Annotated in this window: 3 protein-coding genes and 1 pseudogene; 3 read left to right on the plus strand and 1 reads right to left on the minus strand. The window is 67.5% G+C overall.

From position 1 onward, the window contains the following. The 3 genes and pseudogenes from TEK04_RS21170 to TEK04_RS21180 all read left to right on the plus strand — a co-directional run. A pseudogene (locus TEK04_RS21170) lies at nt 1–143 on the plus strand (IS3 family transposase); the annotation flags it as partial. A 135-nt stretch (nt 144–278) separates the two neighbouring features. Continuing rightward, the gene (locus TEK04_RS21175; RefSeq protein ID WP_336406352.1) at nt 279–443 is read left to right on the plus strand and encodes a Zn-dependent oxidoreductase; all 165 of its coding nucleotides are present in this window, start codon (nt 279–281) and stop codon (nt 441–443) included. Nucleotides 444–533: 90 nt separating this feature from the next. Further along, nucleotides 534–980, plus strand: a complete 447-nt coding sequence (locus TEK04_RS21180; RefSeq protein WP_336406353.1) for a hypothetical protein — start codon at nt 534–536, stop codon at nt 978–980. Here TEK04_RS21180 and TEK04_RS21185 read toward each other — a convergent pair. After that, nucleotides 952–1,148: IS3 family transposase (locus TEK04_RS21185; RefSeq protein WP_336406354.1), on the minus strand; the 197-nt coding region annotated here is incomplete at its 5' end. The genes TEK04_RS21180 and TEK04_RS21185 overlap by 29 nt on opposite strands.

Below are 1,148 nucleotides of genomic sequence, written 5' to 3' on the forward strand. Positions count from 1 at the left end.
GCACCCGCCAGCAGCTGCGTATCGCGATCGTCACCTGGATCGAACGGACCTACCACCGCCGACGAAGGCAAGCCGGCCTGGGTCGGTTGACCCCCATCGAGTTCGAGTCCATCATCACCACACCGGCCACACAAGCCGCGTGACCCCGACTGTCACCTATCCGTGCAGCAGTCCCCCTGGCCCGCGCGGGCCCTCAGCGCGCGTCGCCCGCGGCGTGGAGACGTGCACCAGCCAGACCGGCCGACACCCGCATCCGTCGCCGCCCTGGCCTCGAGCGCATGCGAGCTGTGCAGATCACCCGCTTCGGCGGCCCCGAGGTCCTCGACGTCGTCGACCTGCCCGACCCCACCCACGGGGACGGTGAGCAGCTGTACCGGGTCAGCGCGTCGGGGGTGAACTACGCCGACACCCACCAGGGACGGACTGCCCAGCGGACCCTATGAGCTGCAACCACCCAACGGCGCTGCGCATCGGGTCACCGGTCAACGGGTCAGGACGAGACGTTAGGCGCCGCCCACAGACACAGTGGCCGCATGCCTGAACTGCGAGCTGAAGAGAAGGTGGCTGCGGCCACGATCACGACGACGCTGCGCTTGAAGGTCAGGCAGCACGACGACGGCAAGCAGCCCGGTATGCACGACCTGAACATCATCACTGCTGACGGAACATTCGCTGCCGTGGAGGTGACGGCCGCGGCCGACTCCGACAGCGTTCAGCTCTGGAAGCTTGTGAACGGGCGCGACGAGCGGTGGACCGTTCCAGGCCTTGAGGGGGGCTGGATGCTGAGCCTGGAACCCACTGCCCGAGCCAAGCGCCTCCTCAAGGAACTGCCGGCCTTCCTTGAGGAGTTGGAAGGCCACGGGGTCACCGAGATAGGGCGGCGGCGGGCATGGCGCGAAGCGCCGGGGTCCACCGAAGTGTCAAGCCCCGGGTTTGATGGAGACCGGGTTGTCACGCCTCGACGGGTGTCGGGGCGGTAGCGCGGCCGGCGTGGGCCTGTTCGTACTCGACTGGTGGGACCAGGCCGAGTTCGCCGTGTAGGCGTCGGTGGTTGAACCAGTCGATGTACTCGGCGACGGCGATCTCGACGTCGTCGATGCCTCGCCAGGGTCCCTTGTTGCGGATCAGTTCGGCTTTGAACAGTGAGT

It is taken from the genome of Klenkia sesuvii, from assembly GCF_037083825.1.
In the GTDB taxonomy this organism is placed as follows: domain Bacteria; phylum Actinomycetota; class Actinomycetes; order Mycobacteriales; family Geodermatophilaceae; genus Klenkia; species Klenkia sesuvii.

Excerpts from the sequence above, each read along its gene's own strand:
- TEK04_RS21175 (WP_336406352.1), top strand. The coding sequence starts at position 279 with ATGCGAGCTGTGCAGATCACCCGCTTCGGCGGCCCCGAGGTCCTCGAC.
- TEK04_RS21180 (WP_336406353.1), top strand. The coding sequence starts at position 534 with ATGCCTGAACTGCGAGCTGAAGAGAAGGTGGCTGCGGCCACGATCACG.